Raw genomic sequence first — 25,774 nt, 5'->3', positions numbered from 1 at the left:
CCTTGCAAATTCGGAATAGTGATACGAATATGCATGGATGATTGAACGCCGTATCAGAAACGAGCTGATTGCCCGGCTGGATGAGAGCCCAGCGGTGGCCCTGCTTGGGCCGCGCCAGGTCGGCAAGACGACGCTTGCGCAGGAACTGGCCGATGACCGGCCCTCCATCTATCTCGATCTCGAATCGGATAGGGATCGCGCGAAGCTTACCGATCCCGAACTCTATCTTGAAAACCATGAAGGCAAGCTCGTCATACTCGACGAGGTGCATCGGCTTCCGGACATCTTCCAGCTTCTGCGCGGGCTCATCGATCGGGGGCGTCGGAAGGGATTGCGGACAGGCCGGTTCCTGTTGCTGGGCTCGGCTTCGATGGAGTTGCTGGCCCAGTCGGGCGAAAGTCTTGCGGGACGTATCGCCTATCTCGAAATGCGTCCGCTCGATGCCCTTGAGGTGGGGGGCGGGGATGCCGAGCGGCTGTGGATTCGCGGTGGCTTTCCCGACAGCTTTCTCGCCACCAGCGATGCCGCGAGCCGGCGCTGGCGGCAGGACTTCATCCGGACCTACCTCGAACGTGACATTCCCATGCTGGGTCCGCGTATTCCCGCAGAGACGCTTCGACGTTTCTGGACGATGCTTGCCCATCGTCAATCGAGCCTGCTGAACGCTTCGGACCTGGGCCGAAGTCTCGGGGTCGATTCCAAGACCATCGCCTCCTATCTCGATCTGCTGGTCGACCTGCTTCTCGTCCGCCGTCTGGAACCTTGGCACAGCAACAGCGGCAAGCGCCTCGTCAAATCCCCGCGAGTCTACGTGCGCGACAGCGGCGTCGTTCACACATTGCTGGGTCTGGGGTCCCGCGAAGATGTGCTGGGGCATCCCGTCGCCGGCGCAAGCTGGGAGGGATTTGCAATCGAAACGCTGATATCGGCGGCCCCCGAGGGAACGCAGGCGCATTTCTACAGAACATCGGCCGGCGCCGAGATCGATCTTCTTCTCACCATCCCCGGCCACGGTGTGTGGGCGTTCGAGATCAAGCGCAGTCTTTCGCCCAAGGTCGAGCGGGGGTTCCATCACGCTTGCGCAGATCTGGATCCGGCGCGGCGGATCGTCATCTATCCAGGCGAGGAAAGCTACAGGCTCGCAGAGAATATCGAGGTTTGCGCTGTGACCGAGGCAGGCCGGTGGCTGCTCTCCCTGCACTGATTGCAGGCCAGCATCGGAGATGAGGGGCAGGGTCATCGCCTCTTCTCGCCCTTCTGACCGGCCCCGCTCGCGACGATACCGGTGAATTTGGCCATCGCGCGCACGCCAACGGCCGCCCGCACACCGGTCTGCATCTTGATCCCAAGATAGATATTGCGCGCGAGATTGGCCGCATGGTCCGTCCCGATCGCGATCGGCAGAATGCGCGCCTCGTCTGATACGGGACGAAGCCAGGCGACGGGATGTCCGATCCAGGGGAGACCGAGACGCCCCGAACGAAGCATCGCCTCCTCCCTGCCGATCGGGCGAACCGTTAACCCATAGCGAGTCTTGAGGGCGAGGAGTTTCGTCCAGAGATCGCCACAGGGGAGGCAGCCGGGTGCGGTGCTCATTTCGATGACGAACGCGGACCCCTGGCCCGTCAAAGCTGCCTCGAAATCCGGCGGATAATCGACCGTTCGAGGAACGCGGGCGAGCCAGCTCTGCATTTCGCCGGCACCGGACACCGGATGGATAGCGGCGCGGGCCGCCTGGGTCCGGTCAGGCGCGTGTTGTTCCGCCTGCGCATTGATCGGGACCGGCAGCGCGCCGAGCAGCGCGATCGATACTCGAAGATGGAGGGCTTTCATGGGCGTACACCGCCTGCGTTTGCCATGGGATCGACAGCCGCGACCGGACCATTGGCAAGCGCGTCGAAAAATCCATTCTCCTCGCCCGCGCCGGTCAGAAATTGTTCGGGCCTGATGTCACCGGATAGCAGTTTCACCGCCTGGTAGGCGGTCTGGATGAGCGTGGGGAATGCCTCGACACCATTGGCGATGACCAGGCGTTGCGCGGAATTGCGGCGGATGACCATGGTGGTCGGCGTCACCTCGACCCCGAAGCGGGCGCCGAGCTCGGGCCGCCGATCAAGGTCCTCGCGAATGATCTGCCAGCCCGTTTCTTCCTGGAAGCGCTGGAGGATCGGCCACTGCACCCGGCAATAGCCGCAGGAGGTGCGCGAGAACATGACGAGCGCGAATTCCGGGCTGCGCGAGCGAAGGTAGGCGCGGCGCACTGCGTCCTTCTGCGCGCCGAGCGCATCGCGCGCGTCGCCAATCATGGGGTTGGCGGACTTGGCGCTCAGTTCGGGATGGGCGAGCATCGCCAACTGGGTGACGCCCGCAAAGGCGCGGGCCTTGCGCCGCGCAAAATCTTCCAGCCGCCAGAAATCGGACACTGCCTCGACGGTAAGGACCGTTGCGGCGTAATCGCGTTGGTCGGTGATCAGTTTGGCGATCCGCGGCGGGCTCCAACGGGCGAGTTCGGCCATGGGCGGAATGACCGGCGCTGGTGGCACATCATTGGTCGGCATCTCGGCGGGATCGGCCTTCGGGCGGTACCACCAGTAGCCTTGGCGGTTAGTGTCCTCCGCGCGAGCGGCTCGCGAGAGCAGCAGGCCAGCCACGGCCAGCAGGGCGAGCATGCGTTTCACAGGATGCGCTCCATGCGCGTGAGGCGGTCGAGCCGGACCGGCCCGAAATAACGGCTGTCAAAGCCGCCGGCATGATCGGAGCCTACATAGATATAGCCGGGCGGGATCGGCCGATTGCCCCAATGGAGAGCGCCCAACGCCTGCCCGTTGCGGCCGAAGGGACGGGTGGCGCCAAGGAAGCTGCCCCCACAATAATACCAGCTTCGCCTTCCCGGCTTGCCGTCAACCGCCGGTCGCTCGATTTCGCGGAGCCGTTCTCCGGGCATGCAGAGGGCGCGCTTGGTGACGCTGACGGGCTTTGGCCCCGCCACCGGATGGGAGAGCATGAACTGAACGAGATCGCCCTTCGCGATCGGCCCGGGCACAGGCCTGACTGCCCAGGCGTCGATCGACGGGCTCATCACCAGCGTCACCTGGGAAAGGGCAAACCAGGTTAGCGAAGCGACGGGCAGGATCACCGCCAGCGTCTTCCAGTAGCGCCGACCATTGGCCGGCTGATCCCCGACCGCGCCGCCTAGCGCCAAGGCGGCGTCGGCCGGGAGCGCCCGCACGCGAGGCCAGGCGCTCCTAACGGCGAGACAGGCGAGACGCAGCATCGCGGACCTCCTCCTTGCCGCCAAGGCGGGCATATTCTTCGATCAGCCCCGATAGCGCGGCATCGCCATAAACGATGTGGCTCGCGCGGGGGCCGCTCTCCTCATCGCGCTCGCAATAGGGGAGGGTGGGATCGCCTGGCACCATCGCGAAGGCGGGCACGCGGGCAACGCCATGCTGGCGGAACAGGAACGGGTCGACGACGAGCTGGACATTGCGCATGGCGCAGGCGGGTCCTTCGCATCCCGGATCAAGACGCAGGATTTGGGCGCTCAGCTTTGCCATCGGGCCGATGCGCGAAAGGCCGCCGGGTACGCCGCGAAAGGCGATGACGCCGCCTGCCTTTTCAAGCTGCGCGGCATAAGTGCGCAGGGTCGGGATCGGCATGGAGGACGAGGCGAAGATCAGCGGTACCCAGGCCTTGTCTGCGGGGGTGAGATGAGGTTCTGGCGTTGCCGGATCATCGGGGAGAGCGAGGCCGAGCGCTTGGTAAAGCCTGGCCTGCATGGCGTCATGCTCTGATGCCAGGCGCTCGGTCGCGGCTGCTTTGTCCGCTTTCGCCCGGGCTTCGATCTCGGAGAAGCGGCCCCTGCGCCCGAGCGCGTCAAAAGCCCGCCTGCGCATCGCTTCGCCCGGGACGGGGATGGACGTTGGACCCGCCTGTGCGTTTGTCGGCGTCGGCGGCTCAGTTGCGCTTGCCGGGCTGGCAACGCCAATCGAGGCAAAGGCGAGCAGCAGCACGGGGCTCACCCGTCGCCGCCGGTTAGGGCGTGATGGTGCGTAGATAGTCATCGGCCTTGTCCTTCATGTCGATCTGGATGTCGGATTGGGCGCGGGCCTCGATGTCGGCATAATATTCGGTGAGATCCATCCGGCTGAAATCGAGCGCCTGGAACTCTTCTGCTGAAAGACCGCGGCAATAGGGATGTTTGGGCGTGCCCCAGCCAAGCGCATTGAAGGCGGCGAGCTGGGGGCGGCCCTGTTCATGGATGATCCGGCCGAGCTTCGTGTTGAAGCAGCAGTGGCCGATCGCCTTCTGGATGCAGACGCCCAGGATGCTCGAGGCGCAATAGCTGCCGACCTCATGGCACATGTGCGAGCCCCGCAGCATGCCGGTCTCCATATCCTGCTGGTCGCAGCCCTCGAGCAGCAGTTCGATCATGTAATTGACGGCCAGGCTGATCGCGATGGAGGTAGGGTCGATGCCGACGATGATCGCGTTGGCGCCCGCGGAGGCCGCCTCGCTCGCGGTCGCGCCGGCTTTAAAGGCGGTGTAGGCTGCTTTCATGCCGGTGAAGACGCCTTTGGCGATCGCTATCTTGGTGGTAATGGAGCTGAGCGAGCCGCCCATCCCGTCCTTCACGATCTTGCCCTTGTCCTTGCAGCAATCCTGGAAGGTGGTGCTGGCGCCGGGCGGGCGGCAGCGCAGCGCGCGTCCCCCGAAAATCTCTATGGTGCCAAGGCAATTGCCCTGCGCATCGACCGGGCCGTCGGCAGGCGCGCCCGGATCATCGACCAGCTCTTGGGTCTCGATCGGGGTGAGGCTTGTATCGATGCAGCGATGGGGCGAGCAGGCAGGCACGCCGCCGCCGGCCGGTGTGCGACAGGCATAGGCCAAGCCCAAAGAGCATGCATAGGCGCCGCTGCTATCCGCCACGCAATCGACCTTGCTGATCGGGCAGAGCGACCCGCCGTCGGTTGTCGCCAGGCACTGCGCCATTTCGCCTGCGTCGGCGGCATCGCCATTGCCATTGAGGTCCGCGGCGCAGAGCTGCGCTGCATGGGCTGCTTGCATCCAGCCAAGTGCCATTACCCCCAGCGCGAGCGGGATAAGCGCGCGGGCAAAAGGAAAAGAGGGAGAGGCGAGGCGGCGGATCATCGGCTGGCCGCCGTGCAGGCCAGATCGGACCCGGCGAGCCGCACGGTCTGCATCATGACGACTGCCTCGGGAAAATCATCGAGGCAGCCGCAGTTCGAGACGATTTCCTCGCCAGGGCCCAGCGGACAGACATTGTCGCTGGTGCAGACATGGTAGAAGCTGTCCCAACCTACCGGTACATTCTGCTTTTCCGCCACGGCGCCAGCGGGCGCGACGCCGCTGTTGGCGCTGGGCGCGCGGGTCTTGCAGATGGATTCGCAGGCCGCGACCGTGGGGCGATCGGGCAGGGCGAAGGCGCGGCTGGTCTGGCTGAGCGCGCCGTTGGCGCCGAGCGTCTGATCGGCGAGCAGCGTCTCGGTCGAATGGTCGATGATGTAGGCGGCGCGGGAGAGATCTGGCTGCGTGATGCCCGATGTGTCGATCAGGCAGGCGTAGCGCCGGGTCCGCAGGAAAAAGTCGCGGCTATATTGGTAGGTGCATCGTCCCGTGCCGAACAGCCTTGTCTGAGGCAAGGGCTTAAGCCCGGTATTGACGCCGTTGCGCACGGTCTCGACGCCTTCGACATCTTCCTGCGTGAGGCGGCAGGCTGCGTCGCTTGCATAGCCGGCACACAGGTCGACAAGCCGCTCGCTCACCTCGCAGCTGGTGTCCACCTGGATCTCGACGGTGATAGTGCCCCAATTGCCCCCGCCTCCGCCGCGCACGCGCGCGCTGACCGACGTCGCGCCGGATCTGAGCCTGTCGGTAAAATCGATCGGCGTGCGGTTATACCAGGGATCACCACTGATCCGGCAGTCGCCTGATGGCAAGCCATCGCCTGCCCAGAGGCGCTTGCCCGCCGAGCCCACGACTTGCCCGTTGATCCGGCCCTGAACCCAGTCGTCCGCGCCCATCTCAATGATCCGCGCCGAAATGATCCGACGGGGCAGCAACGGATTGAAGGTGACCGTATAGGCGGGCGGATTGCTGCCGCAGTTCCCCGCACCGCTGATCTGGAACCGGAGGCATCCCGTGCCGCAGCTGCTGGTCGAGGTGATCGACCCGCTGGCGGCGACGATATCGGTGAAGTCCCAGGATTTGACGTTGATCTCGCGTTCGATCGTGCAGGACCGCGTTTCCTGCGCCTTGCCATTCCCCGCCGGTGAGGCCGCGAGCGCGGTGAAGACCGAACTGGCCTGCGAGGCGGCGTAGGCATCGCCGCTGATCGCCGTCGGGTTGGCGCGATAGCTGGTCGCGGAGACTGCCGGCGAGGACGTGCAGGCGGTCGTGTGCGCGCCGACATAGCGGATGACGGGGCCGTCGATACTGGCCTGCGCCACGGCGATCCGGGGATCGGCGGTCGTCAGCGCCCCGATCACGCCGCCACCCAAATCCTTTAGTACCGAGGGTAAATTGCCCGCGACCAGGTTCGCACCGCAGTTTGCATTGACGCAATAGCATCCGGCGAGGTCCGGTAGATCGACCTGGCTGAGCTTGAGGTCGCCGGTCTCGCCGACATCCCATTTGAAGCTCTGGCACTGGTTCCAGCTTCCCGGCGAACAGGAGATGATGCCGTTGGCGCAAATCCCCGAAACCATGACCGGGAGGGTCAGGCTGCTGTCGAAGCTGCCGTCCAGATCCTTGTCGCGCGAAATGGAGAGATGGGTGATGTCGCCGGTCGTGCCGGGCTGGACGAGCATTTCGAGCATCGTGGCGCTCTGCTGGCAGGCGAGATTGGGGGCGAAGCTGCGGCTATTGTCGACCGTGCAGACCGGCTGGTTAGCGAGACCGGGCGTCAGATAATTGTTGCTGATCGCCTCGCTGTCCGATGATTTGGCGCGCGATGCCGCCGCGACCGCCCGCGCCCGTGCATCCATGTCCTGCGCGCTGGCCGTTTGCGCCTGTGCTGTCGGGGCGAGCAGCGCGCAGAGGCCGACCAGGCTGGTGGAGAGAGGGAGTCTCACGACTGGCCCTGGCCTTTGCCGGTGCCGCCCACCCCGCGCAGGCGAAACAGGGGGCATTGTTCGGCAACGCCAGGAGGCACCGACAGGCAGCGGAACGCGGCCCGTCCACCCACGATGGTCAGCACGGCCGAAGCGAGCGGGGCTTCAGGCAGAGGGGGATAGCCTCGCTCGCCGGGGGTATATCCGGCAGTGCCGGCCTTCTTCTCCTGCGGTTTCCAAGCCGCAGGAGAAGAAACCGGGAATGGAGCGGCGCCGGATGGCGCCGACGCCGCTCCGCCCGCGCAGCGTCCGGCCGGACCGACATGGCCTTGGCGGGCAGACCGGGCAGGGAGCCGGGTCGCTGCGGGGCTTGGGGAAAGGGATTGGCTCATGGGGTCGAGACCCCCGCGCAGCAGATGACCTTTTCAAACGACATGAACTGGGCATTGTCCTTGCCGGGCGCATGTTTGCCAGAGGACCAGAGTGCGCCGGGGCGCCCGATATTGACGCATTTGCCGCCCTTCACTGGCTCCATGATCTGGAGTTTGTAGCGGCTCTTGGTCCAGATCGGCTGGGGCTTGAACGAGCAGCCGTCGGCCGAGGAGATGGTGAGCGTACCGAGCCGCCCCATCATGAAGGTGCCGCGCGCAGCGAGGCCCGCCCAGGCTTCGACGCTGTCGCCAAAATGGATATCGCCCGCGACCGGATAGGTGGCGCCCCAGCTTCCCATGCACCAAAAGAGCGGGTCGATGACCTTGCCAGCGGCCGCCGCCGCGCTGTCGGCCATGCAGGCAAGACCCGCAGCGGGATTGCCGAAGAGAATGCCCTCGGGCTGGATGATCGCGCCCAGCGTGCCGGACTGCCAGGTCGGCAGTATCTCGGTGATCATCGCGACGTCAAACCCGTCATCTTGCGTGCAGGGGAGGTCGGTGAACATGTCGAGCATCTTCCAGACCGGCGAGATATAATAATGCATCTGCGCGAACAGCTTCTGACTGTTGGTGCCGTCAGCGATAGAGGACTGGCTGCCCTGAAGCCTGCCGCCGGTGGGGAGGAGATCGGCGCCGAGCGCCATCATGCAGCCCGGCTCGGTCACGACATCGATCATGCGGTTGGGCGACCAGAAGCTCACCTTGACGCCGAACCAGAAGGTCGCGCCCTTGCGACAGGCGCATAAGGGTTTGGAAGCGGACTGGGCATCGAGTTCCTTGTCGAGCTTGTCGAAACTGCCGATGCGCACCCCGCCGATGGTGATCGGAAAGATGCAGTTCCAGCGCACCTTGGTGAGGGGATTGAAGATGGTGCCGGCCTCGCATTTGGAAGCGTGGGCAGGTGTCGACGCGCCGCCGGCAGCCAGCGCCAGGGCGAGCGGAGCGAGGCGCGTGAAGAGGCTCCGCTTCATGGCCGCGCCCTCCCGCCCGCTGTGCGGAGTGGCGCATATTCGGTAAGGACGAGCTTCTTGCCTTGTTGCGCGACGATCACCGGCGCAACAACGAGGCCAAGCCGCTCCTTGACCCGTTCCTCCAGGATGAAGAGCGGCCGTCCGCTGCGTTCTGAGAGGACTAGCGCATCGCCTGCGGTCAGCAGGATGAAATCGGTGAACCGCGCCTGTTGCAATGCCCAGCCCAGATCGCGCGGGTGGACGATGATGAGGCGCTGTGGCAGCGACACATAGTCAAGCGGATTGAAGGTGAAGCCCTTGGGATAGAGCAGCCGTCCATCGGGCAGGCGGATATCCTCCTCCACCGTATAGAAAGGGACTAGGCTGCGCACCCGATCTACCTTGGCCTGCCCCAACGGCGCTGCCTGGAGCGCCGACCAGTTCGAGCGCGGGCCAAGGCGCGAGGCAAGGCTGGGTGCCCTGGCGGCGCGGGCCTCTATCTCCGTCATGGCGTCGGGCTCGGCGATGGGCCAGGTCCGGCCAATCGTAGAGGTCGCAGCCGTTGCAGGCTGACCGCAGGCGAGGCCCAGCATCAGCGCGCCGATCAGGGCGTGGCGGGCACGATCGGGGAAGCCTGGTTCAGCGACCATGGCGCTGTCTCCACCAGGGCCGCTCGTCAGTTCTGTCGCCACAGATCGCGCAGATGAGCGCTGACGCGCCGAGCACGAAGCCCGCGAGCAGCAGAAGCTGGAGACGCAGCGGCAGCGCACCGGGCGTTTCGAGCACGAGGATCGTAAGGACGAGGAGCATGAGCTGCGTGCCCACTAGCAGGCGGATAGGCCCAGTTGCCGGGGCGGCGCTGAGGATGCCCTTCATCGCCGGTTCCACCAGTGGCGTAGCCATTTGGCCGACGTGCCCGCAGCGCCGGTCATGCCGATGAGTAATATGCCGCTCCCAAAGCAGCACGCGGCAACCATCACCGCGGCGCGCAGGATGAGAAATGGCGGCTTCTGGAGCGCGATCCCGGCGGCGCCAACGAGAAGTCCCAGCATCATCGTCTCGATCGTCACAAGCCGAAAGCGCCATTGGAAGGCCTGCGCCTCGGCCTTCTCCGCCGCGCGCGCTTCGATCAAGGCTTCCAGTTTCGGGTCGGGCTCGAATTCGAAGCGGGGCTGCTTGTGGTCGGGCGGTGCGCGCATCAGAGATGCTCCCCACATGAACCGTGGCCAAGGATTTCGCGCGGATCGACGCCGGCCAGATCGCAGACAGCCTCGAGCGGCGAGAACCCCGCGCGCAGCCGCGTCTCGAACGCCGCCACCTCCTGCGGCGCGCTGGTGTTGATCCAGTAGGAGAAGGGATCGACGACGAGGCGCGCGATGCCCAGACCCAGCGGCGAGTCAATGAAGACTTCCGAATAATGAGGCTTGTTGTTGCGTACCGACTTCAGGAGGTCGAGGACGAAGCCCGAATAATCGAGGATCTTGTTCTCTACCGCCCGGTCATAGGTCGAACCCTGGAGGAGGAAGCGGGTGGCGGCATTTTCGAGGATCACCTGTCCGGTACCACCAAAGAGCAGCAGGTCATTCATCGACTGGAGCACGACGCCGAAGCTCCCCTGATATTTACGCGCCCGCCTGTAGCCCTGGCCGAACACCTCGGCGAGCCGAGTGAGATCCTGGCCCTCGGTGCGGGTCATGAACTGGGCGGCCTCATCGCACAGGACAAAGCGGGGCCGGTCGCGCGCCGAGAGATAGAGTTCCTGGGTGACCGCGTTCACCACCACCATCACGATCACATTGAAGAGATCGGGCATGGCTTTGAGGCGCTCAAGCTCGAGCACGACGAACTCGTCTGCGGAGATGTCGAAGGTCGAGGGGCCGTTGAAATAATGGCCATAGGCGCCCGAACTGGCAAAATCGCGCAAGTTAAAGGCCAGCTCGCGCGCGGCGGGCACCAGATGATCGACCTTGTCGAGATTGCTTGAAGCATAAGCGGGATAGGCGCCGAGCCAGTCGCGCACCGCGTCGATCCCGGCTTCCGCGCGCCCGCTGTCGATCGTCCACTGGACTGCGGATTTGAGCAGGTTCCATTCGGACGTGCTGACGCCCCTGCGGTTCGCGGCATTGGCCATCTCTGCAACGATCGCGACTGCCATGGCAATGGCTGACTGGCGATCGTCGCCATCGAGCGCGAAGCCCATGTCGAAGGGGTTGAGGACGAGATGCGCCTCGCCAATGTCGATATAGCGGCCTGAGCACAATGTGCAGAGCTTGGCGTAACTCCCGCCGATATCGATGATGCGGATGAGCGCGCCCTGGGCAAAATATTGCTGGCACAGGTTATTGAGGAGGAAGCTTTTCCCCGCGCCGCTCTCGGCCGAGACGATGAAATTATAATTGTTGATGCGCGGGTCGAAGAGATCGAGCGTGACGAGCTGGCCCTTGCGCCCGGCATAGAGGAGGGCAGGGCGGCCCCCGCCGCGAAAATCGGTCTGAACCGGCGCCAGAAGCGCTGCCGCCTTGGCGGGCATGGGCAGATCGCGTTCCAGCATCCGTACCGTGCGCCGGTCGGGATAGAAGCCGAACGGCAAGGCCATCGGCAGCAGGACCGGATTGAGGTAGCTCTCCTCCTGCATCATCCAGGGCAGCGGTTCGCTCTCCCAGAGGCGCTTGGCGCGCGCGGCCATCTCGCGCGCCTGCGCGCTGTCACGGCCGAAGACCCATATGACCGGGATCACCGAGACGAAGCGGCTATTGCCCGCCTCATCGAGGACCCAGCCTATCTCCTCGATCTGCTTGCCCACCTCGACGGCAAAGCTGCCGGCGGCCTTTTGCGCGGAGAGGATCTGCGCGCGCTTGTGGATTTCAAAGCTTGAATGATCAAAGAGGATGTTGAGCGTGTAGAGGAACGGACCGCCTATCTGGTCACTATCTTCCGAAGCGCCGCGCATGCCGCCGAGCAGCCGGTTGCAGCGCTCGGCGGTGACGCGCCGGGCCGGCGACTTGGGTGTGAGGCACCGCGCGACCTGGTTGCCCAGGAACAGTTCCGGGCCATCGAAGACGAGATCGGGGCCAGCATCGATCAACTGCTTGCGCACCGGGCGCGCGGGCATGTCGTCGCTGCCGCGAGCAAAAACCCCCGGTGCGGTCTCGAACACGCCGTTGAAGATGCGGCGATAGAAGGTAATGCGCGCCTCGGGCGCGAGGCGGGTGATGCCGAGTTTGGAAAGCTGCTCCTCGATCTGACGCCGCAGGTCGGCCCCGAGGGGTTTGCGCGTCTTGATCGAGAGGAGCAGGCGAAAATTGCGCAGAGGAATGCCGTGCAGCGCATCAAGCCCCTGCGTCCCGCCGCGCAGATAGTCGCGGGTCCGGCGCGCGGAAGCCTGGATCAGCGGATCGGGCCGGGATTTGAGATCGAGAAAGGCGTCGAGCGCCTCATCGATCAGCGGGTCGGCAAAGCAATGCAGCTGAACCACGGTGCCCGGCGCGAAATGGATATTGAGGAGGCCAAGCAGAGCCTGATGGACATGGGCGAAGAGATAGGCACTGGGCACGAGTTCCCAGGCCTGGCCCCAGCCATCATCGATGCAGAGGAAGGCTTCCTCCTCCGCTACCCAGGCGACCATCGGCAGATAGTCGGAATAGGCGTCGCGCGATACGCTCTGGCGCAGCCGCTCGAAGGTCATGCCGCCGCCATGACGGGTGCCGGGCGCCCTCATTGGCCCTCCTCCCTCGGCTGTTCCTGCAAGGAAACGGGAAGGTCGCTCGTCTCCATCGGCGCGGGCTTGGCCTTCACCTGCTCGAGGACGGGCACATGGCTCGCGGGATTGACGGGGCTGACCAGATAGTCGCCGACCACCCATTGGGGCTTGTCGAGGATCGAATAGACATAGCGCGGCATGTAGAGCCGGTCGGGCCGTTCGCGGTCGGCATAGGGAAGGATGAGCGTGCGGATCGTCCGGCCAAGCCGCAGCATCGGCGTTACAGGCGCTTCGACCAGGCCCTGAAGCTCGCGATAGACGCTCATCCGATAGCCAAGATAAGGCGTGGCGGTCTTGCCCCCGGTGCGTCTCTCAAACGCTGGCGCAGCGGTCGCGCCACCTTTCAGCATCTTGCGGTCGTTCGTGACCTTAGGATCGGACCGGGAGGCGGCGCCGGCGATCGCATCCTCATAGGCGCGCTCGGGGTGAATGCACTGGCCATGGTCGCTATTCTTGCAGCTGAACTTTTCAGGATAGGGCGACATGACCGACCCGATCGCGGTGCAGGCGGGAAGGGAGGCGAGCATCAGCAGCGGTCCGCCGGCGCGGCGCAGGGGGGACGCTGAGAGGAAAGAGAGGAGCGGCATGGGCATGTCTCCTGGGATGAGGCGCGGGCACATCAGAATTTGCTTCCCGCTGTGGGCTTGATTTCGAGGGCGACACCCTCCTGGATCACCACGACCACATCCTTGGCGGCGCCCACCTCGACGATGGGACCGGCCTGGCGGGCGAGATCGAGATAGAAGTCGGTGAGCTTGTCGGAGGATTTGGAGAGGCCGCCGGCAATGCCGGTTTTGGCTGCATCACCCGGATCAAGCGACCGGACGGTGCCGAGCGCGGAGACCGACGTGTCGCCGAACGTGTTTTCGACGGACTGACTCATGCCCGAGATCGTGCCGGCAATGAAGCTGCGCGCGAGCGCGGCCCCGGCGCGGGTGACGACCCGGCCCGACAGCCCCTTCTTCCCGTCGGTATCGACGAAGAAGCCCTTGATCGGCTGATCGACCACCGAGCGTTCGTCGAAATCGACGCAGGAGAGAGAGACGAGCTGGACCTCGACCCGCTCCTTGGCGAGGCTGCCCGTCGCATTGCCGATGACAAAGCAACCCGACAGGTTCGCCTTGACGTCATTGGGGAGCACGGCGGGCGCCTGGACGCGGGCGATCAGCGGTTCAGGGTTGCTGGTCGCGTCGCGGCTCGCGAGCGCGTCGATCCCGGTCAGCAGCCGCGCCTTCATGAAACCAGGCGGCAAATAGATCGTCCGGGTCTTTTTTTTAACGCCTGTTGCCCCTTTGTCGCCCGTGTCGGGGGTGAGCGCTGCGGTAGCGGTTCCGATCGAGCCGACCTGCCGCTCCACAGGTGGGGCGGGCGGCGCAGGGGGCGCGGACGGCATGGGTGGCGGTGGCAGGCTGCCGTCAGCGCTGTCCAGTTCATGGGCGCTGGGACTCTCGGGGAAGGGCGGGATGTCGCCGGGCATGGCGCTCGGAAGATCGCCTTCCGCCGCGGCCATGGAGGCCCCGGCGCCCGGGGCGATCCTGCCCTCCTCGATCGCAGTCACCCTGTCGCCCAGCAGCGCCTGGCCGTCGAGGATCTTCTTCAAGTCCCCGCGCATCTTGGTCTCGAGGCTATCGCCGCGCAGCCCCGCGCCCATGTTAAGGCTGGACGCCGCCGGAGCCGCAGGCTCTACGTCCTTCGACCCGCTCGAGGCGGTGTAGAGGCCATAGCCAAATAGCGCGATAACGGCGCCGACACCGGCCTGACGCGCGCGCAGTTGCTGGCGAGCCGTCAGCAAGGCCCAGCGGGCCTTGAGGTCGAGCAGCGCCGGACCGCGCACCGCCGCAGGCGCGCGAGCATCGGGTTCGCCGCCCGCGCCGTTCTTGGTCTTTCTTGGGCGGGAGTAGCCCTTTATGCCGGCATGAGGCCGCTGGGTTGGTGCATCGGGCCTGGTGCTCACCGGTCGCGTGCCCGTCGGTTGCGCACCCGTCGGCTTCTCGCCGCCCTTGTCGCCGGGGCCGTTCACAGCGTCTCTCCCCGACGCAGCAGAATGAGGCGCCCGGCCTCGCCGGCCTTCAGGGACAGGCGATCGAGGGTGACGCTGAAGATGCGCTTGCCGAGCGACGCATCAAGAAATATGCGTTCGTCAATCTCGCTATCGGCGCTCGCTTCGACCCAATATTCCGACGCCGACAGGCCCGTGCCCTCGATAGCGACGCGGCGGCGCTCGGTGATGCGCAGCGAGGGCGCCGCGCTGAGCGCGACCGGCTTTGTAGAGACGGCGATCTCGGTGAAACTGGCCGGTACCCGGTCCTGCAGCATCGAGAGGGTGATCGAGACTGCGCGCTCTTCCTCGACCAGAGGCCCTAATAGCTCGCCATTGGCGCGGGCGCGCTGGCTGGCTCCGGGTGCGAGCGTCACGGTCTGGGCGGGAATGTCGGCGGGTTCGGCATAAAGCGGATAGATCGCGCCGTTACAGGTCACGAAAAATTCCGAAGGCGTGGTGACGAAGCTGCGGGTAACCTGGCCCGCATCGTCGCTTTCCCTGACGAGGAACTTGACCCAGGCGTCGGCACCCGCCTTTTCGACCGCGATCGCCTTTTCGGCGGAGAATTTGACATCCTCGATCTCGCCGCCCTGGCAGACCAGATGGTTGATGTCCCGGTTGGAGAGACGGATGCTGCTCATTTGGTCGGGCAGTGCCATGATGGCCTGCGCGAATGTCGGGACCGGAAGACAGGCGGCGATGAGCGCCGCAGGCGTCCAAAGCCGCTTACCGAAGTTCGGCATCGAAATTCTCCTCGGAAAGAGACAGAAGCCAGAAGCGTCCGGCATCGATCGTGTATCGAACGCGCAGATTGCCGCGGAACTTGCGGATGACGCCGCCGATGACGCGCACCTTTTCTACCGGCACCAGGATCTGGCGGTCCGTCCAGGTGACGGGCTGGTCAGGCCGGATATAGGTCGCAATCGAGAGCGTCGGATTATTGGCCAGTTCGTCGAGGATCGCGTTCAGGCTATCGCGGATGCCGTTATAGGCAGAAGGGTGGACGATGCTGAGCAATTCCTGGAATTGCCGGTCGGCCGACAGCGCGGAATAGGTGCCTGAAAGCGCGACGATATTGCGCGTCATGGTGCGCAGATAGGCGGGCGAGGGCTTGCCGCCGGTCACATAGAGATCGCCACCTGCGCCAAACGGGACCACGATCGTGCGCTGGTTCTGGCTTGTCGTGTAAAAGGCGATGCCAAGGACGGCGGTGATGCCGAACAGGCCCACAATCGAGAATTTGAGCAGCCTGTTCTCCTCGAACAGGTTGGACGACCCCTGGAGATAGCGATGGATCCCAAAGCTCGCGGGCTTGTCGGCCAAGGGGTCGCTGGTCTCTCGGGCGGATGATCTGCCGAACATGGGATGTCCTCACTCGCAAAAGCGGGTCTGGGTCGGGCCGGGGTAGCGGGGCAAGGCGAGCAGCCCCCAGCGCCAGGCGAGATGCGGGATGAAGCCGCGCGCCTTGGTCCGCTTCCAGGGAATGAAGAGGAGAAGGACGCCGAGGATCGACCAGCCCACATATCCGCCGACGATGACGGCAACGAAAATGGTGGACACCACAAGGATGAACTCCTGCGCGTCGAACCAGAGGATCTGGACCGGCTTGTGCAGAAATTGCGGAAGTCTCTCGTCCACGTCCTTCTCCCTTGCTTCGTCACGTCCGACCAGACGTGATTGTTACGAAGAGCGACCATTCGCTCCCCGTGTCCGGCGCGGACAAGGAACCTGAGATCCGCGCCAGTCTCTGTTTGAGGCGAATCTCAGACCATCATGCCGAAGGTCTGGAGGATGGAATCCGCCCGGATGAGGCAGACAGCAGCGACGATCGTCGGGATGCCGATCATGATGTTGGAAAAGAGGCGGCTGACCCCGAACAGGAAGGCTGCGACGCCGCCCACGAAGCCGAGCGGCCCCTTCACCCCCTGGTTCACCACGATGTCGTAGATATCGTAACCAAGGTCGCCGGCGGCTGGCGCCTGGAAGGCGTGAGCGGCCGATGCCAGGGTCATCGCGACGAGCAGAGTTCCCACGGCGTCGGCCGACGCAAAAGAGACGCGGCGCATCCGGTTCCGGGGAAGAGTGGATAGTGAAGCGAGTGTGCGCATAAGCTTTCTCCAGGCAATAAGGAGCCTTCCCATGGAAATACCTGCCGGCACCGACACGGATGTTCGTTGACGGCCAGCGAAGGGATGGGTGGCTCCTTGAAAACAGGGCCCTCTCGCCGGCATCTGTTGCTCAGGGAGTCGGCGCTTGCGCCCGCCGCCATGAGCCCGCCAAATTTGTGGGAGATCAGCTGGGCGGCTTTTTGCGCGCCAGCTTTTCCTCGAGCCAGGCCTCGATCTCGGCCTGCTGAAAACCGGAAATGACACGGCCATCCAGAATGAGCGTCGGTGTCCCTGAGATGCCCATGGCCTCGACCGCCTCGGCATTGCTGGCAACAAGCGCCGCGCCCTCCTTGCAGGCAAGCAGCGGCTTTGGCGCCTCGCCGGCATAAATGGCGCGCAAGGCACCAGCCTGGTCCTTCGAGCAGAGGATATGCTCGGCCTTGGACGCGGCTTGCGGGTGGATGCGGCTCACGAAATAGATTTGCCGTCGCACCGGCTTCCCTTCAGCAGCTTTCGCTTCCCAGAAACGATTGAGGGCGCGGCAATAGGGGCAGTCGGGATCGGTGAACTCGATGACGGTCGGCGCGTCCGGCGGGCCAATGGTGAGTGCTTGAGTGGGATCGAGCGTGCCCAGCTTTTTCCGCGCGCTGGCCTCCTGTGCGAGGGCGGTCAGGTTGACGCCGTTCCTGTCGTATATGGTGGCGAACATCAGATGGTCGCTATCAGGCGCATAATAGAGAATGCGGCCGCCGGCGCTCGCCTGGAACAGCGGGCCAGTGACGGGCGCCGGGCCGAACTCTTCGAACCGCAGGTTCGCAAAACTCTGACGGAGTTGCGCTTCTGCGGCGCGTGCAGCGACCGAAAGATCGGTTTGGGACGGTATGTCTTGCGCCACGGACGCTGAATGGGCAGCCAAAGTGGCGAGAGCGGCGGCGATGTACTGAGAGCGGACTAAGCGAGGGGTCATTGGCCCAAATCCTTGTCCAACGCAAAGCGTGGTTCGAAAAGGACTGCGTCAAACCGAATGCCTTGACCAAGCGAGATCTGCGGCACCTCGATGGCGACTGCAGCGCTAAGGGCGCGGACGAAAAACTCCCCGTTCGTTTGGGAGATCTGCAAAGTCTGCCGTTTGGACAGGTTCTGATTTTCTGCCTTGTGGCCGGCCGCTCCAGCAGGCGCGCTCAGCAAGGTGACAGGCAGCAATCCAGCCAGAATGGCTAAGCTAAATGCTGACATCGGATGGTCTCCTCTTCTTCAAGGCTCAATGCCTTGTCGGACCGGCAGGGGGGCTGAGGCGCGTGTATACAAATCTGCTCATCTGAGCGTTCACATCAACGCCCCCGTTGGGCATGAACCGGAGTAATGCTGACAGTGCGGTTCGCCGCAACAGGGAGGGCACTGAGATGCCCAAAGCGGCTTTGAAGTGCCTAAAGCGGCATCTCAATGCCGCTTTTCGCAATATGGCGCCGCTGAAACGACTATCCAAGCGGTGAACGGGGCGGATCGCGAGCCAAGAGGCGCTCGTCGCGAATCAGTCAACTGACATCTTCAAGGAAGAGATCAGAGCAGCGGCATTGGGTGCAGACGCACCGCAGGTCAATCGCGCCAATCTCAGGACATTCATGTCGGGACTTGAAGGCGAGGGCGAGTTTGACGCGCGGGCAAAGCAGAGCCGTTTTGCTGGGAAGGCGCGAGAGAGGAACATCATCCAAAACCCTCGCGACGCGCTAGTGAACTCGTAATGTGTATGCGGGCTTCGCCACATTCTTCTGATTTTAATGCCTCGAACCCCGCTCGACGGGCTGAAGCTGATCGAACCGTTCAGCAATGGCCATCCATCGCTCTACACCTGCCTCATCGCCTGCAAGTGCAAATTCTGTCACCCTGGTAGCAATATGATCGGGCGCATTCTCGCCATAGCGTCGTTCGATGGCCAGTGCCTCTGCCCATCTCTCCTGTCCTTCCGTCATAGCAACGCGCCAGCCACCTTCGCTGGTTTTGATTTGTTCCAGGCTTCGGTGGTGCGCTCCATCACGATGAGATCGTCAGGAAAGCATCGGTCCTGAAAGCCGATAATGTCCTCGAAGCTGCCGCGCAGCCATGTGCCATATTCATCTTGATGCAGCAGCACCGGCATCCTGTCATGGACTGGACGGATCGCCTCGTTGCAATCGGTCATCGCTCCGGAAAAGACCGGTCCCCACTCAGCGCTGTCGCGCCAAAGCCCGGCCCATGCAAACACGGCGCGGTCGCGAAGGGAGAACCAGGTTCTTGTTTTCGCGCCTTTGGGGCCTTCGGCTTCGGCAAAGTGCGTTAGCGGGATCAGGCAGCGAAACTCGGGCTTACGCGCGGCGCCAATCCAGAAGGGCTTCTTCAGATCGGCGATATTGTTGACCGGCTTTGGTTTGGATTGCGGCTTCATCGTTTTCAGCCGCACTGGCCAGCCCCATGTCATGCTTTGCAGCACGCGCTCGCCGTCCTGCTCGCGAACAACCATTCCAGGATAGCCGGGATAAACTTCCTCGGGAGCGTTGAACTGCGTGGGAGGAAGAGTGACGCAAAAATGCGCTGCGACTTCTGCGGCACTTTTGCGAACGGTGAACAGATTACAGATGGCGTGGTCCTCCATATGTTTCGTCAACGGCCAAAGTAACATAGGAGACTAGTCAGTAAAGTCGGCGGTAATCCAGCCACTGTTCCATCGACAGCGGTCGCCAGAGGCTCCCATTTCCCTGCCAGCGCCAAGTCTTCGGTAGCGAACGATCTGCGCTTGCGCACGGTGACAATGTTGGCACGATCATTGTTTCTCGTGTCAACCGCGGAGCGCCTTCATAGCCATATTGTGTGAGCCACGCGCCATCGCTCATCTGGCCGGTGGAACGCACAAGTGAATGAAAGGTTGTGAGCGTGAACCTGTCAGGAGGCAATCATGGCTGCGCGACCCTATTGGAAAGGCCAGATCCGGCTGGCCCTCGTGTCGATTCCCGTTGAAATCTATTCAGCGACCAAGAGCGGTGCGACGATCGCCTTCAACCAAATTCACGAGCCATCGGGCAAGCGGATCAAATATGAGAAGGTCGTCCCTGGCATTGGACCCGTCGATCTCGATGATATCGTCAAGGGATTTGAATATGCAAAGGGCGAATATGTGCTCCTGGATGAAGAGGAGATTGAAGGGGTCAAGCTGGAAAGCAGGAAGACCCTTGAACTGACCCAGTTCGTCGAAGCTCATGACATCGACATGATCTATTTCGAAAAGCCCTATTATGTGGTGCCTGCCGACGACCTGGCCGAGGAAGCCTTCATCGTTCTGCGTGAAGCGTTGCGGCGAAGCCGCAAAGTGGGGCTTGGCCAACTGGCGATGCGTGGCCGGGAATATGTGGTGAGCATCAAGGCGTGCGGCCGCGGCATGGTCATGGAGACGCTGCGCTATGCCGATGAAGTGAACAAGGCGGCCAGTTATTTTCGTGAGATCGGCGACGGTGATCCGGACGAAGAATTGCTCGATCTTGCCGCCACGCTTATCGACAAGAAGACAGGCAAATTCGATGCGAGCGAATTTCACGATCGCTATGTCGATGCATTGAAGGATCTGATCGAGCGCAAGAAAAAGGGTAAGACCCGCAATATCGACAGCGATGACGATGGCGGTTCCGACCCGCGCGGCAGCAATGTCGTTGACCTGATGGCAGCCCTCAAGAAATCGATCGGTCCTGCGGGCGGGAGTGCCGGCAAGGCCAAGACAACAACTAAGAAGGCGCCGAGTAAAGCGCCCGCCAAGGGCGCGACAAAATCGGTAGCGAAGCCAGCGCGCAAGACCCCTGCCAGGAAGCGGGCTTGACGCGGTGAACGATAATTCTCTGCGCAGCGAGGATGATGAGAGCGATACAGCCTTTGCCGAAGCATCCATCACATTATGGAGCAATCTTGTGGCGCTGATCGGCACGCACATGCTGGAGACCGGCATGGCTCGGCAGGAATTGCTCGACATGATCACGATGCTGCACGAGACCAATGAGGAGACAATCCGGTCACCGCGTGCCCGTGCGCTAGCGGGTCGTCGCCTCATGTCCGTCTATCGCGCTCTGGGAGATGCCTGAACAGCGCTCAGGCGTTCGGTCCAAAGCGCTTCCTCTCCGGGTCGCGGCTGCAATCGAACTGATCCTTCACATGCACATTGAAAAAGGCACCGGCCGACGGTGCCTCGCAAAAGGCCTTGAAGGTAGAGACTGGAACATCATGATATAAATATTTGCCTGTGTCGCGGAAGGTGATGACGAGGATGTGTCGATCCTCGTCATAAGCGATCCGGTCGATCATGGAGGAGTTGAGACGTCTGGCGCGCATGCTGTTCGAGCGTCTGGATAGCCAGACGGTTCCGCGTCAACGAGTGCCTAGCGCACCTTTTCGCACCTGGGTTGATCGGTTGCTAACGGTGCGCTCTTTGAACCAGCGCATGATCGGGAGGTTATCGCATCATGACGGATCAACCCATCGACGAGAAGCTCCGGGACATGGCCGACCATCGCGGCCTCAAGCTTTTGAAGTCGCGTAAACGCAAGCCAGGAAGCGGCGACTATGGGAAATTCGGATTGACTGATGCCCAGGGCAAGGCTCTGCTCGGCGTTAGCGAGAAGGGGCTGACCGCTTCCCCAGAGGATATCGAGGCATATCTGCGACAGGGGGCCACCAACACGTGGAAAGCATCGGCGGAAGCAACGCCCGCCCGATCGTCGGGTCCAGTCAGAGTGCGCGTACAGAATGAAGGACAGGAGAATGAACCAGTCATTCGGCCCCGGCGCCGGACCGCAGTCAAGACAAGGTCGCCAGGGTCCGAAGGGGCGGCCTCGGCCGCAGCGAACGCGAAGCGCCATGTCTCGCAAGTCTCCAAAAAAAATGCCAAGCCAGCGACGCGCAAACGCGCCAAAACGCCCGCGACTACAAAGAAGCATGATCGACAAGCCGAGGCCTGCGACGCTGAGCCGACCTGCGCCACCCTTGAAATACGCATCGCCAAACCGTCAGATGCGGCAGGATTGTCGGCGTTGCTGCGCCAGCTTGTAACCGTCAAAACGGACGAACTGAGTATTGCGCGCAATCTTGAGAAGCTACGCAAGGCTGGAGGCGGGACATGCGTCGCTGAGAAAGGCAAGATTGTCGGCAGCTGCAGCTGGACCAGCGTCCAGACGCTGCAGCATGGCCTCATCGGTCGTATAACCCACTTGTTGGTGGACAAGGGCCAGCGACGGCAGGGGGTCGGAAGTGCCTTGATGGACGAAGCATGCGCCGCGCTTCGCCAAGCGGGCTGCAGTCGAATAGAAGCCATGAGCGATATCGAGATCAGCAACGCCCATAATTTCTTCCGCGCGCGCAAGTTCAAGCAGACCAGCTACCGCTTCGCGCTAGATATTGCTTCAGACAAATGATCCGCTTTGCATCACTGCCCGCCTGACCGCGATGCTCGGTTATCGCATGAGCCCGGCTAGGCGAAGGGCGCCTTTTCAACATCTTTGCTCGCAGGACCTGATAGAGCGTGAAAGCGGCGAGGTGTGCGCGGCAATGGCGACGCGTGAAACGCGTAAAGTCGTTAGCTGATGAGGTGGAACGACTTGCGCTTACCACAGGTTGATCGGCGATAGCGTGGAAGATCGACATGGCCAGGGTTTCGAAACGGAAAATGGACGACAGTCTCGCACTCTATCGTGCGAAGCGGGATTTCACGCGAACAAAGGAGCCGTCCGGCGCAAGCCTCGCGACAGTTGGCAATGGGTTCGTCGTGCAGAAACATGCAGCGTCCCGTCTCCATTATGATTTCAGGCTTGAGCTGAACGGGGTCCTCCTTAGCTGGGCCGTTACCCGGGGGCCAAGCGCGAACCCGGATGACAAGCGGCTTGCGGTCCGTACGGAGGACCATCCCCTCGACTATGCGCGCTTCGAAGGCACGATTCCCAAGGGCGAATATGGCGGCGGCACGGTCATGCTGTGGGACAATGGCACCTGGGAGCCGGTCGCCGGAAAAGATCCGCGCAAGACATTGCCGCAAGGGCATCTTCACTTCATTCTTCATGGCCGACGCATGAAGGGCGAATGGATCCTGTTTCGCTTGAAGCCCCGCGGCAAGGAAAAGGGTGAAAACTGGATTCTTCGCAAGGTAAGCGATGTCTTTGCAGGTGGTTCGGACGATCTTGTCGGCACTCATCTCACCAGCGTCGACACCGGGCGGACCATGGAAGAGATCGCAGCCGGAAAGCCCGTGCCCAAGCGGAAGTCGCCGCGCGGCTCCACCGCCAAGCCCGCTGCTGCGCCCGTTGCAGCAAGAGCAACGAAGGCAGGCGGGAGGGGTAAAGGGACACTACCTCCGTTTCAACCTGTACAGCTGGCGACGTTGGTCGACCATGTTCCCGCGGGAGATCGGTGGGTCCATGAACTGAAATATGACGGCTATCGCATCCTGTTGGCGGTCGGTGGCGGAGACGGGAGGGCCTATACAAGGTCGGGCCTCGACTGGTCCGATCGGTTTGCCGGCATCCTTGCAGACGCGGTGACGCTGCGTGCCCGCAGCGCGCTTATCGATGGCGAGGCTGTCGTGATCCTGCCTGACGGGCGGACGAGCTTCCAGGCTCTTCAAACGGCGCTAAAGAGCGATCCGGGTAAAATCGACTATATGGCTTTTGATCTTCTGGGGCTTGACGGCGAAGACCTTAGCGGTCGACCCCTGCTCGAGCGTAAGGAGAAATTGGCAAAGCTGATCGGCGAGGGCCGGGGGCATATCCGCTATTCGGACCACATCGTCGGGAAGGGCGAGCAGCTGTTCGACAGTTTTTGCGGCGCCGGGCTGGAGGGCGTCATCTCCAAACGCATCGACGCGCGCTACACGGGTTCGCGATCGGGCTCCTGGGTAAAGACTAAATGCATTCGTCGACAGGAATTCGTCATCGTGGGCTGGACTCCCTCGGACAAGCAGCGCGGTTTCCGTGCGCTTCTGCTGGGCGTACATGAGAAGGGAAAGCTGCGTTACGCCGGTAAAGTCGGAACCGGCTTTAGCGCGGAGGAGGTCGAGCGGTTGATGGCGCTCATGACGCCGCTTGCGCAGAAGGCGCCAACTCTCGATGCGCCGCGGGCTGCCGTTCGCGGGGCGACCTGGATCAAGCCCAGACTCGTCGCCGAAATCGCCTATATCGAGTTCACTAAAGAGGGTGTGCTGCGGCATTCAAGCTATCTGGGCTTGCGCGAGGACAAGAAGCCCGAGGCTGTCGTGCTGGAGGTCGAGGCGCCTGTGATGACCGCGGTGCGACCGGCCGGGACAAGCGGCGTCAAGATCAGCAACAGGGACAGGGTGATATTTCCAGAAGGCAAGCTCACAAAGGGTGAAATGGCGGATTATTATGAGGCTGTGGCAGATATCATGCTGCCATGGGCGGGAAGCCGACCCGTCAGCCTTGTGCGATGCCCGCAGGGGCGCGACAAAAACTGCTTCTTCCAGAAGCATGATGCCGGAAGTTTTGGCGAGAGTGTCAAGCAGGTCGTGATCCTGGAGAAGGATGGCCATGAAGAACCCTATCTGTTTGTGGATTCCGCTGATGGCCTCCTCACATGCGTCCAGATGGGCACGATCGAGTTTCATGGCTGGGGCGCGCGGATCGAGGATGTCGAAAAGGCTGATCGCCTGGTGTTCGATCTCGACCCGGATGATGGGCTGGAATTCAAGGATGTTGTCGCTGCGGCGCTTCACCTGCACGATGTGCTGGGGCAGATGGGGCTTGTAACCTTTCCGATGGTGACAGGCGGCAAAGGAATTCATGTGATCGCCCCGCTGACACCAACGGCGGAATGGCCGCAGCTCAAGGACTTTGCCCATCGCTTCGCGTTGGCCCTGTCGCAGGCTGATCCCGATCGATTTACCGCTGCGCTCGCAAAGGCCAGGCGCTCGGGCAGGATATTCATCGACTATTTGCGCAATCAGCGCGGTGCGACCGCCGTCATGCCATATAGTGCGCGGTCGAGGCCCTTCGCCCCGATCGCTGTGCCGCTGACATGGGACGAACTGCGCGATCTTGATAGTGCAGCCCATTGGCATATCGGCGATGCGGCGGAAATGGTGCAGCGAGCGGGGTCCAGGAACCTGGCAAATTGGGGGCGGGCCGACCAGATCCTGCCGGACTTGTGAAGATCGCAACCTATAATGTGAATGGGGTGAACGGGCGTCTTCCCGTCCTGCTGCGTTGGCTTGGCGAAGCAGAACCGGACATCGTCACGCTCCAGGAATTGAAAGCACCGCAGGAAAAATTTCCCGCGGCGGCCATTCGCGATGCAGGCTATGACGCGATCTGGCATGGCCAGAGCCGATGGAATGGCGTGGCGATCCTCAGCCGCGTGGGCGAAATCCACGAAACGCGGCGCGCTCTGCCGGGCGACCTGCATGACGAACAGAGCCGGTATATCGAGGCAGCGGTCGGCGGTGTGCTTATTGCCGGCCTCTATCTTCCCAACGGCAATCCCCGACCCGGGCCAAAATATGATTTCAAGCTGCGATGGCTTGATCGGCTGCACGACCATCTTGCTACGCTTATTGATCTGGACGCGCCGGTTGTGATCGCGGGCGACTATAATGTCATGCCGACAGAACTCGACGTTTATGCGCCAGACCGCTGGCGAGACGACGCTTTGTTCGCGCCCGAAGTCCGCGCGGCCTATCAGCGGTTGCTCGATCAGGGCTGGACGGATGCCCTGCGATGTCTGCACCCTGACGAGACTATCTACACTTTTTGGAAATATCTGCGCTTTGCCTTCGATCGCGATGCGGGCCTTCGCATCGATCATCTCCTGTTGAACGCGAAGGCAAAGGCGCGACTGATTGCGGCGGAGGTGGACAGAGCGCCGCGCGGGTGGGAGAAAAGCAGCGACCATGCGCCGGTCTGGATTGAGCTTGGAGAAAAGCCAAGCCGCCCCAGAGCGAAGAAGCCGACCTGATCAGGCAGGCCGCCTGCTCGGAACGAAGCAAGGCGCCCCGCCCCGTTCGCCCTTGAGCAAAGGTGAAACGCAATAGGAGCAGACAATGGAAGAGCCACACCCCGAGCAGAAGCCGAATGCTGAAAAAAGCGTGTCAGCGAGCAGAATATTCAGGACCAGGCCGCACCGGGACCTTAGCCCATCGCTGACAAGGAGAAAGACCAGATAGAAGATGGCCCGGGCGACGGCGCGCCGGGACAGGGATGAAGCGCTGGCAGGTGGCCGTGGCGGTCAACAGGGAGAGGAAGGCAACTGACCGTCAAGGCCTGGGCTGTAAGCCAAAAAAGAAGGTCGGTCCTCAATCGGCCGACCTTATTGAGTTTTAGGAGAGGATGCCTGAAAGGCAGGGTAGATGTGGCATTGGGCGCTAGAGTTCGCAAATGCGAAGAGAGAACTGCCACT

Annotated in this window: 29 protein-coding genes; 6 read left to right on the top strand and 23 right to left on the bottom strand. The window is 62.8% G+C overall.

Annotated features, from left to right (window positions below):
• Nucleotides 1–37: 37 nt before the first annotated feature.
• Complete coding sequence (locus FE851_RS19175) at nt 38–1,204, top strand: ATP-binding protein (protein WP_145206048.1); 1,167 nt, start codon at nt 38–40, stop codon at nt 1,202–1,204.
• A 32-nt stretch (nt 1,205–1,236) separates the two neighbouring features.
• Here FE851_RS19175 and FE851_RS19170 read toward each other — a convergent pair whose 3' ends face one another.
• The 22 genes from FE851_RS19170 to FE851_RS19065 all read right to left on the bottom strand — a co-directional run bounded on the left by FE851_RS19170 (nt 1,237) and on the right by FE851_RS19065 (nt 18,992).
• Complete coding sequence (locus FE851_RS19170) at nt 1,237–1,833, bottom strand: hypothetical protein (protein ID WP_145206045.1); 597 nt, start codon at nt 1,831–1,833, stop codon at nt 1,237–1,239.
• The gene (locus FE851_RS19165) at nt 1,830–2,669 is read right to left on the bottom strand and encodes a conjugal transfer protein TraF (RefSeq protein WP_145206614.1); all 840 of its coding nucleotides are present in this window, start codon (nt 2,667–2,669) and stop codon (nt 1,830–1,832) included. Before FE851_RS19165 ends, FE851_RS19170 begins: the two co-directional genes overlap by 4 nt.
• Before the next feature lie 5 nt (nt 2,670–2,674).
• Nucleotides 2,675–3,274: a S26 family signal peptidase gene (locus FE851_RS19160; protein WP_145206042.1), complete on the bottom strand. Its 600-nt coding sequence runs from the start codon at nt 3,272–3,274 to the stop codon at nt 2,675–2,677.
• Nucleotides 3,246–4,064, bottom strand: coding sequence for a type-F conjugative transfer system pilin assembly protein TrbC (locus FE851_RS19155; protein ID WP_261371087.1), 819 nt, complete (start codon nt 4,062–4,064; stop codon nt 3,246–3,248). Before FE851_RS19155 ends, FE851_RS19160 begins: the two co-directional genes overlap by 29 nt.
• Nucleotides 4,036–5,082 carry a conjugal transfer protein TraN gene (gene traN / locus FE851_RS19150; RefSeq protein ID WP_186378947.1) on the bottom strand — a complete coding sequence of 349 codons (1,047 nt, stop codon included), beginning with the start codon at nt 5,080–5,082 and terminating at the stop codon, nt 4,036–4,038. Before traN ends, FE851_RS19155 begins: the two co-directional genes overlap by 29 nt.
• 65 nt (nt 5,083–5,147) lie before the next feature.
• Nucleotides 5,148–7,094 (bottom strand): hypothetical protein, encoded by a 1,947-nt coding sequence (locus FE851_RS19145; protein WP_145206036.1) that lies wholly within the window; start codon nt 7,092–7,094, stop codon nt 5,148–5,150.
• Nucleotides 7,091–7,465, bottom strand: coding sequence for a hypothetical protein (locus FE851_RS19140; protein WP_145206029.1), 375 nt, complete (start codon nt 7,463–7,465; stop codon nt 7,091–7,093). Before FE851_RS19140 ends, FE851_RS19145 begins: the two co-directional genes overlap by 4 nt.
• The gene (locus tag FE851_RS19135) at nt 7,462–8,475 is read right to left on the bottom strand and encodes a TraU family protein (RefSeq protein ID WP_145206026.1); all 1,014 of its coding nucleotides are present in this window, start codon (nt 8,473–8,475) and stop codon (nt 7,462–7,464) included. Before FE851_RS19135 ends, FE851_RS19140 begins: the two co-directional genes overlap by 4 nt.
• Nucleotides 8,472–9,104, bottom strand: a complete 633-nt coding sequence (locus FE851_RS19130) for a conjugal transfer protein TraW (protein ID WP_145206023.1) — start codon at nt 9,102–9,104, stop codon at nt 8,472–8,474. Before FE851_RS19130 ends, FE851_RS19135 begins: the two co-directional genes overlap by 4 nt.
• Nucleotides 9,094–9,330, bottom strand: coding sequence for a hypothetical protein (locus FE851_RS19125; protein WP_145206020.1), 237 nt, complete (start codon nt 9,328–9,330; stop codon nt 9,094–9,096). The genes FE851_RS19130 and FE851_RS19125 overlap by 11 nt, the downstream gene beginning before the upstream one ends.
• Nucleotides 9,327–9,653 carry a hypothetical protein gene (locus FE851_RS19120; RefSeq protein WP_145206017.1) on the bottom strand — a complete coding sequence of 109 codons (327 nt, stop codon included), beginning with the start codon at nt 9,651–9,653 and terminating at the stop codon, nt 9,327–9,329. The genes FE851_RS19125 and FE851_RS19120 overlap by 4 nt, the downstream gene beginning before the upstream one ends.
• Nucleotides 9,653–12,172, bottom strand: a complete 2,520-nt coding sequence (locus FE851_RS19115; protein WP_145206014.1) for a TraC family protein — start codon at nt 12,170–12,172, stop codon at nt 9,653–9,655. The genes FE851_RS19120 and FE851_RS19115 overlap by 1 nt, the downstream gene beginning before the upstream one ends.
• The gene (locus FE851_RS19110; RefSeq protein ID WP_145206010.1) at nt 12,169–12,801 is read right to left on the bottom strand and encodes a TraV family lipoprotein; all 633 of its coding nucleotides are present in this window, start codon (nt 12,799–12,801) and stop codon (nt 12,169–12,171) included. The genes FE851_RS19115 and FE851_RS19110 overlap by 4 nt, the downstream gene beginning before the upstream one ends.
• 32 nt (nt 12,802–12,833) lie before the next feature.
• The gene (locus tag FE851_RS19105; RefSeq protein ID WP_261371086.1) at nt 12,834–14,234 is read right to left on the bottom strand and encodes a TraB/VirB10 family protein; all 1,401 of its coding nucleotides are present in this window, start codon (nt 14,232–14,234) and stop codon (nt 12,834–12,836) included.
• Nucleotides 14,231–14,998, bottom strand: coding sequence for a type-F conjugative transfer system secretin TraK (locus FE851_RS19100; RefSeq protein ID WP_145206007.1), 768 nt, complete (start codon nt 14,996–14,998; stop codon nt 14,231–14,233). The genes FE851_RS19105 and FE851_RS19100 overlap by 4 nt, the downstream gene beginning before the upstream one ends.
• Nucleotides 14,982–15,617 carry a TraE/TraK family type IV conjugative transfer system protein gene (locus FE851_RS19095; RefSeq protein WP_145206003.1) on the bottom strand — a complete coding sequence of 212 codons (636 nt, stop codon included), beginning with the start codon at nt 15,615–15,617 and terminating at the stop codon, nt 14,982–14,984. The genes FE851_RS19100 and FE851_RS19095 overlap by 17 nt, the downstream gene beginning before the upstream one ends.
• 9 nt (nt 15,618–15,626) lie before the next feature.
• Nucleotides 15,627–15,893 (bottom strand): type IV conjugative transfer system protein TraL, encoded by a 267-nt coding sequence (locus FE851_RS19090; protein WP_145206001.1) that lies wholly within the window; start codon nt 15,891–15,893, stop codon nt 15,627–15,629.
• Nucleotides 15,894–16,018: 125 nt separating this feature from the next.
• A complete protein-coding gene (locus FE851_RS19085; protein ID WP_145205998.1) occupies nt 16,019–16,363 on the bottom strand; it encodes a hypothetical protein in 345 nt (114 codons plus the stop codon).
• A gap of 184 nt (nt 16,364–16,547) precedes the next feature.
• Nucleotides 16,548–17,330 carry a DsbC family protein gene (locus tag FE851_RS19080; protein ID WP_145205995.1) on the bottom strand — a complete coding sequence of 261 codons (783 nt, stop codon included), beginning with the start codon at nt 17,328–17,330 and terminating at the stop codon, nt 16,548–16,550.
• Entirely contained in the window at nt 17,327–17,599 is a 273-nt protein-coding gene (locus FE851_RS19075) for a hypothetical protein (protein WP_145205992.1), read from the bottom strand. The genes FE851_RS19080 and FE851_RS19075 overlap by 4 nt, the downstream gene beginning before the upstream one ends.
• A 539-nt stretch (nt 17,600–18,138) precedes the next feature.
• A complete protein-coding gene (locus FE851_RS19070) occupies nt 18,139–18,333 on the bottom strand; it encodes a DUF6961 family protein (protein WP_145205990.1) in 195 nt (64 codons plus the stop codon).
• Nucleotides 18,330–18,992, bottom strand: coding sequence for an SOS response-associated peptidase (locus FE851_RS19065; RefSeq protein WP_145205988.1), 663 nt, complete (start codon nt 18,990–18,992; stop codon nt 18,330–18,332). The genes FE851_RS19070 and FE851_RS19065 overlap by 4 nt, the downstream gene beginning before the upstream one ends.
• A 300-nt stretch (nt 18,993–19,292) precedes the next feature.
• Here FE851_RS19065 and FE851_RS19060 point away from each other — a divergent pair, with 300 nt between their 5' ends.
• Together FE851_RS19060 and FE851_RS19055 are read left to right on the top strand one after the other, a co-directional pair.
• A complete protein-coding gene (locus tag FE851_RS19060; RefSeq protein WP_145205984.1) occupies nt 19,293–20,204 on the top strand; it encodes a Ku protein in 912 nt (303 codons plus the stop codon).
• Between the two features lie 4 nt (nt 20,205–20,208).
• Entirely contained in the window at nt 20,209–20,463 is a 255-nt protein-coding gene (locus tag FE851_RS19055) for a hypothetical protein (protein WP_145205982.1), read from the top strand.
• A 7-nt stretch (nt 20,464–20,470) separates the two neighbouring features.
• Here FE851_RS19055 and FE851_RS19050 read toward each other — a convergent pair whose 3' ends face one another.
• Nucleotides 20,471–20,710 (bottom strand): KTSC domain-containing protein, encoded by a 240-nt coding sequence (locus tag FE851_RS19050; protein ID WP_261371085.1) that lies wholly within the window; start codon nt 20,708–20,710, stop codon nt 20,471–20,473.
• A 167-nt stretch (nt 20,711–20,877) separates the two neighbouring features.
• Between FE851_RS19050 and FE851_RS19045 the strand changes: the two genes are divergently transcribed.
• The 3 genes from FE851_RS19045 to xth all read left to right on the top strand — a co-directional run bounded on the left by FE851_RS19045 (nt 20,878) and on the right by xth (nt 25,333).
• Nucleotides 20,878–21,789: a GNAT family N-acetyltransferase gene (locus tag FE851_RS19045; protein ID WP_186378917.1), complete on the top strand. Its 912-nt coding sequence runs from the start codon at nt 20,878–20,880 to the stop codon at nt 21,787–21,789.
• Nucleotides 21,790–22,016: 227 nt separating this feature from the next.
• Nucleotides 22,017–24,530 carry a DNA ligase D gene (gene ligD, locus FE851_RS19040; protein ID WP_145205976.1) on the top strand — a complete coding sequence of 838 codons (2,514 nt, stop codon included), beginning with the start codon at nt 22,017–22,019 and terminating at the stop codon, nt 24,528–24,530.
• Nucleotides 24,527–25,333 carry an exodeoxyribonuclease III gene (gene xth / locus FE851_RS19035; RefSeq protein WP_145205973.1) on the top strand — a complete coding sequence of 269 codons (807 nt, stop codon included), beginning with the start codon at nt 24,527–24,529 and terminating at the stop codon, nt 25,331–25,333. The genes ligD and xth overlap by 4 nt, the downstream gene beginning before the upstream one ends.
• Nucleotides 25,334–25,774 lie beyond the last annotated feature (441 nt).

This window comes from Sphingobium sp. B2, from assembly GCF_007693735.1.
Taxonomy (GTDB): Bacteria; Pseudomonadota; Alphaproteobacteria; order Sphingomonadales; family Sphingomonadaceae; genus Sphingobium; species Sphingobium xenophagum.
This window is presented reverse-complemented; position numbering and strand designations above follow the sequence as displayed.

Excerpts from the sequence above, each read along its gene's own strand:
- FE851_RS19140 (WP_145206029.1), bottom strand. The coding sequence starts at position 7,465 with ATGAGCCAATCCCTTTCCCCAAGCCCCGCAGCGACCCGGCTCCCTGCC.
- FE851_RS19120 (WP_145206017.1), bottom strand. The coding sequence starts at position 9,653 with ATGCGCGCACCGCCCGACCACAAGCAGCCCCGCTTCGAATTCGAGCCC.
- FE851_RS19165 (WP_145206614.1), bottom strand. The coding sequence starts at position 2,669 with ATGCTCGCCCTGCTGGCCGTGGCTGGCCTGCTGCTCTCGCGAGCCGCT.
- traN (WP_186378947.1), bottom strand. The coding sequence starts at position 5,082 with ATGGCACTTGGCTGGATGCAAGCAGCCCATGCAGCGCAGCTCTGCGCC.
- FE851_RS19160 (WP_145206042.1), bottom strand. The coding sequence starts at position 3,274 with ATGCTGCGTCTCGCCTGTCTCGCCGTTAGGAGCGCCTGGCCTCGCGTG.
- FE851_RS19080 (WP_145205995.1), bottom strand. The coding sequence starts at position 17,330 with ATGACCCCTCGCTTAGTCCGCTCTCAGTACATCGCCGCCGCTCTCGCC.
- FE851_RS19135 (WP_145206026.1), bottom strand. The coding sequence starts at position 8,475 with ATGAAGCGGAGCCTCTTCACGCGCCTCGCTCCGCTCGCCCTGGCGCTG.
- FE851_RS19155 (WP_261371087.1), bottom strand. The coding sequence starts at position 4,064 with ATGACTATCTACGCACCATCACGCCCTAACCGGCGGCGACGGGTGAGC.
- FE851_RS19115 (WP_145206014.1), bottom strand. The coding sequence starts at position 12,172 with ATGAGGGCGCCCGGCACCCGTCATGGCGGCGGCATGACCTTCGAGCGG.
- FE851_RS19130 (WP_145206023.1), bottom strand. The coding sequence starts at position 9,104 with ATGGTCGCTGAACCAGGCTTCCCCGATCGTGCCCGCCACGCCCTGATC.
- FE851_RS19125 (WP_145206020.1), bottom strand. The coding sequence starts at position 9,330 with ATGAAGGGCATCCTCAGCGCCGCCCCGGCAACTGGGCCTATCCGCCTG.
- FE851_RS19095 (WP_145206003.1), bottom strand. The coding sequence starts at position 15,617 with ATGTTCGGCAGATCATCCGCCCGAGAGACCAGCGACCCCTTGGCCGAC.
- FE851_RS19070 (WP_145205990.1), bottom strand. The coding sequence starts at position 18,333 with ATGACGGAAGGACAGGAGAGATGGGCAGAGGCACTGGCCATCGAACGA.
- FE851_RS19175 (WP_145206048.1), top strand. The coding sequence starts at position 38 with ATGATTGAACGCCGTATCAGAAACGAGCTGATTGCCCGGCTGGATGAG.
- FE851_RS19060 (WP_145205984.1), top strand. The coding sequence starts at position 19,293 with ATGGCTGCGCGACCCTATTGGAAAGGCCAGATCCGGCTGGCCCTCGTG.
- FE851_RS19100 (WP_145206007.1), bottom strand. The coding sequence starts at position 14,998 with ATGCCGAACTTCGGTAAGCGGCTTTGGACGCCTGCGGCGCTCATCGCC.
- FE851_RS19050 (WP_261371085.1), bottom strand. The coding sequence starts at position 20,710 with ATGCGCGCCAGACGTCTCAACTCCTCCATGATCGACCGGATCGCTTAT.
- FE851_RS19085 (WP_145205998.1), bottom strand. The coding sequence starts at position 16,363 with ATGCGCACACTCGCTTCACTATCCACTCTTCCCCGGAACCGGATGCGC.
- ligD (WP_145205976.1), top strand. The coding sequence starts at position 22,017 with ATGGCCAGGGTTTCGAAACGGAAAATGGACGACAGTCTCGCACTCTAT.
- FE851_RS19045 (WP_186378917.1), top strand. The coding sequence starts at position 20,878 with ATGGCCGACCATCGCGGCCTCAAGCTTTTGAAGTCGCGTAAACGCAAG.
- FE851_RS19170 (WP_145206045.1), bottom strand. The coding sequence starts at position 1,833 with ATGAAAGCCCTCCATCTTCGAGTATCGATCGCGCTGCTCGGCGCGCTG.
- FE851_RS19110 (WP_145206010.1), bottom strand. The coding sequence starts at position 12,801 with ATGCCGCTCCTCTCTTTCCTCTCAGCGTCCCCCCTGCGCCGCGCCGGC.
- FE851_RS19065 (WP_145205988.1), bottom strand. The coding sequence starts at position 18,992 with ATGGAGGACCACGCCATCTGTAATCTGTTCACCGTTCGCAAAAGTGCC.
- FE851_RS19075 (WP_145205992.1), bottom strand. The coding sequence starts at position 17,599 with ATGTCAGCATTTAGCTTAGCCATTCTGGCTGGATTGCTGCCTGTCACC.